Raw genomic sequence first — 2,196 nt, 5'->3', positions numbered from 1 at the left:
GGCCCCGGCGCGGGGCCGGGTCGCGGGGAGCGGGAGTCGGCCTGGTCCACGTCCTCCAGCCTACGGCCCCCGCCGCGGGCCCGAGCCCGAGCGAGCCGCAGAGCGCGCCGACACGTCGGGCCGATGTCACCGCTCGGTATATCGGCTCGATACATCAGCAGGTGTACAGTGTGAATCCGTCGCATGACGCACGGCGCGCGACGCGCACAGGCACGATTCGCGGGAAGGGGGAGGTGGAGTGCTCGAACTGGCAATCCTGGGTCTGCTCGACGAGCGGCCGATGCACGGCTACGAGCTGCGCAAGCGACTCTCCGAGATGCTCGGGACGGTCCGGACCGTGTCCTTCGGCTCCCTCTACCCCACTCTGCGCCGCCTCCAGCAGCAGGGCGACATCGTCGAGGACTCCTCGGCCGCCACCGCCACCAGGCCGCCCGCCACCACGCGGCGCGGGCGCAAGACCTACCGCATCACCACCCGCGGCAAGGGGACGTTGGCGGCCCTGCTCGACGAGCCGGTGACCGCGTCGTTCGCCGACGACGGTTTCGGCGTCCACCTCGCGTTCTTCGACCGCACTCCCGGGCCCGCCCGGGTGCGCCTTCTCGAGGGCCGGCGTCGGGTGCTGGAGGAGCGTCGCGAGAGCCAACGCGACGCCGCCACCCGCGCCGGACCCACCGAACTGCGCTACGCCCGGCAACTCACGTTGCTCGGGCTGGAGACCAGCGAGCGCGAGCTGCGCTGGATCAATGAACTCATCCGGACAGAGAACCCATCACAAGGAGATCCCCAATGACCGACAAGAAGGTGCGCGTCGCGATCGTCGGCGTCGGCAACTGCGCGTCCTCGCTCGTGCAGGGCGTCGAGTTCTACGCCGGCGCCGCGATCGACCAGACCGTTCCCGGCCTCATGCACGTCAAGTTCGGCGACTACCACGTGGGCGACGTCGAGTTCGTCGCCGCGTTCGACGTGGACGGCAAGAAGGTCGGCATGGACCTCGCCGAGGCGATCAACGCCTCCGAGAACAACACCCTGAAGCTGTGCGACGTGCCGCCGACCGGCGTCACCGTGCAGCGCGGCCCCACCCTCGACGGCCTGGGCAAGTACTACCGCGAGACCATCGAGGAGTCCGCCGCCGAGCCCGTCGACATCGTGCAGGCCCTGCGTGACGCCGAGGTCGACGTCGTGGTCAGCTACCTGCCCGTCGGTTCGGAAGAGGCCGACAAGTTCTACGCGCAGTGCTGCATCGACGCGGGCGTCGCGTTCGTCAACGCCCTGCCCGTGTTCATCGCCTCCGACCCGGAGTGGGCCGAGAAGTTCCGCAGCGCCGGCGTCCCGATCGTCGGCGACGACATCAAGAGCCAGGTCGGTGCCACCATCACCCACCGCGTCATGGCCAAGCTCTTCGAGGACCGCGGCGTCGCGCTGGACCGCACGTACCAGCTCAACGTCGGCGGCAACATGGACTTCAAGAACATGCTCGAGCGTGACCGCCTGGAGTCCAAGAAGGTCTCCAAGACCCAGGCCGTGACCTCCAACCTGGAGGGGTCGCTCAAGGACAAGATCCACGACCGCAACGTCCACATCGGCCCCTCCGACTACGTGGAGTGGCTCGACGACCGCAAGTGGGCGTACGTTCGTCTCGAGGGACGCGCGTTCGGTGACGCCCCGATCAACCTCGAGTACAAGCTCGAGGTGTGGGACTCCCCCAACTCGGCGGGCATCATCATCGACGCCGTCCGCGCGGCCAAGATCGCCAAGGACCGCGGCATCGGGGGACCGATCCTGCCCGCCTCGGCGTACCTGATGAAGTCGCCGCCGGAGCAGATGGCGGACGACAAGGCCCGCGCCGAGCTCGAGGCCTTCATCATCGGGGCCTGACCAGCGCAGCAGAAGGATCGTATGAACACAGCGACGAACCACCCGCACACCACCCCGGGGCGTCGTCGTGTCCCGGCCGTCATCGCACTCGCGATGGCGGCCGGTGTCGCACTCTCGGCCTGTTCCGCCGACACCGCGGACGACTCCGCCACCTCGCCGACGACGCGGCCCGACACCTCGTCGTCGTCGTCATCCTCGACTCCCGCCCCCACCACCACGGCCCCCGACACCGCGCAGCCCGTCTCCGTGCCCCCCGCGCCGGCACCGCCGGTCTCCGCCGCCCCCGCGCCCCGACTGCCCGCCAACGTCGTCGGCACCGGT

2 protein-coding genes and 1 pseudogene are annotated in these 2,196 nt (G+C 69.7%); all 3 read left to right on the top strand.

Annotated elements, in window-relative coordinates:
* Positions 1-238: 238 nt before the first annotated feature.
* Complete coding sequence (locus tag G6024_RS12830) at positions 239-790, top strand: PadR family transcriptional regulator (RefSeq protein WP_096906350.1); 552 nt, start codon at positions 239-241, stop codon at positions 788-790.
* Positions 787-1,875, top strand: a complete 1,089-nt coding sequence (locus G6024_RS12825) for an inositol-3-phosphate synthase (protein WP_067720034.1) — start codon at positions 787-789, stop codon at positions 1,873-1,875. Before G6024_RS12830 ends, G6024_RS12825 begins: the two co-directional genes overlap by 4 nt.
* Before the next feature lie 21 nt (positions 1,876-1,896).
* A pseudogene (locus G6024_RS12820) lies at positions 1,897-2,196 on the top strand (hypothetical protein); the annotation flags it as partial.

The organism is Dietzia maris, from assembly GCF_014144855.1.
GTDB classification, from domain to species: Bacteria; Actinomycetota; Actinomycetes; order Mycobacteriales; family Mycobacteriaceae; genus Dietzia; species Dietzia kunjamensis.
The sequence above is the reverse complement of the archived record's forward strand: the minus strand, read 5'-3'. Positions and strand labels throughout refer to the sequence as shown.

Coding starts and splice junctions, on each gene's coding strand:
- G6024_RS12825 (WP_067720034.1), top strand. CDS start 787: ATGACCGACAAGAAGGTGCGCGTCGCGATCGTCGGCGTCGGCAACTGC.